This is a genomic window from Streptomyces atratus (assembly GCF_014648655.1).
GTDB classification, from domain to species: Bacteria; Actinomycetota; Actinomycetes; order Streptomycetales; family Streptomycetaceae; genus Streptomyces; species Streptomyces atratus.
In genome coordinates this window covers 1-1,394 of record NZ_BMRN01000178.1, presented here as the reverse complement: position 1 = coordinate 1,394, position 1,394 = coordinate 1, and the positions used below count along the sequence as shown (strand labels likewise).

Sequence of the window (1,394 nt, the reverse complement as noted above, 5' to 3'; positions counted from 1 at the left end):
GACGAGGCGTCCACGGCTGTCACCGCGCTCGGCCGGCTCCACGTCACGGGAGTCACGGTCGACTGGGCCCGGTTCTTCGAGGGTTCGGGTGCCCGCCGGGTCGGCCTGCCGACCTACGCCTTCCAGCGGGAGAGGTACTGGCTGGACTCCGAGGCCACCGGCAGCGATCTCAGTCTGTTGGGGCTGGGGCACACGGATCACCCGCTGCTGGGTGCCACTGTGTTTCTCGCCGATGCCGATGCCGACGAGATCGTCATGACCGGCAGGCTTGCCCTCGGCAGCCACGCCTGGGTGGCCGATCACGGAGTGCTGGGCAGCGTGCTCCTGCCCGGTACCGCATTCGTGGAGTTGGCCATCAGAGCGGGAGATCAGGTCGGCTGCGACCTCCTGGAAGAACTGACGCTCCAGGCTCCGCTCGTCCTGCCCGAGCACGGTGGAATGGCGGTCCAGGTGGCCGTCGGGGCCGCGGATGCCTCAGGTCGGCGTTCGGTCAGCGTGTACGCGCAGGGAGAGGACACAGAGCCGAACCAGTGGACCCGGCATGCGGAAGGCGTGCTGGCATCAGGCGCCGTGGCGCCGGTCGAGGGGCTCGCCGAGTGGCCTCCCCGGGGTGCCACGGCCATCGACGTGGATGGTGCGTACGACCTCCTGTCGGAGCGCGGTTACGGATATGGACCGGTCTTCCAGGGGCTCAAGGCTGCCTGGACCTCGGGCGAAGAGCTCTACGCAGAGGTCGCCCTGCCGGAGTCGGCCCGCGCCGACGCCGAGCGCTTCGGCCTGCACCCTGCCCTGCTCGATGCCGCGATGCATGTGGCACTGATCGACGACGGTTCGCAGACCGATGAGTCGACGGTTCTGCCCTTTGCCTGGACGAACGTCGCTCTGCACGCCGCAGGTGCGTCGGTTCTGCGGGTGAGAATCGCCCCGGCCGGTCAGGACAGCGTGTCCGTGCTGGTCGCGGACGCGGCAGGCGCGCCGGTGCTCAGCGTGGGCGCCTTGGTCTCCCGTCCGGTGTCGGTGGAGCAGTTGGGGGCGTCGGGTGGTTCGGGTGCGTTGTGGGAGGTGGTGTGGCGTCCGCTGGCGGGTGCGGGTGCGGGTGCGGGTGCGGGTGCGGGTGCGGGTGCGGGTGTGGTGTGGTCGGGTTGGGATGAGTTTGTGGGGGGTGGTGTGGTCTCGGGTCCGGTGGTGTGTGAGGTGGGTGCGGGCGGGGTTTCTGCTGGTGGTGTGGTGTCGGGTGTGCGGTCTGTGGTGGGTGGGGTGCTGGGTGTGGTGCAGGAGTGGTTGAAGGATGGTCGGGGTGAGGAGTGGCCGTTGGTGGTGGTGACGCGTGGTGCGGTGGCTGTGGGTGGTGGTGTGGGGGTGGATGTGTGTCAGGCGCCGGTGTGGGGTCTGGT

1 protein-coding gene is annotated in these 1,394 nt (G+C 69.6%); it reads left to right on the top strand.

Features of this window, described 5'->3' with window-relative positions:
• A partial coding sequence (locus tag IEZ15_RS43940; RefSeq protein ID WP_189282512.1) for a polyketide synthase dehydratase domain-containing protein occupies positions 1-1,394 on the top strand: 1,394 nt, incomplete at both ends.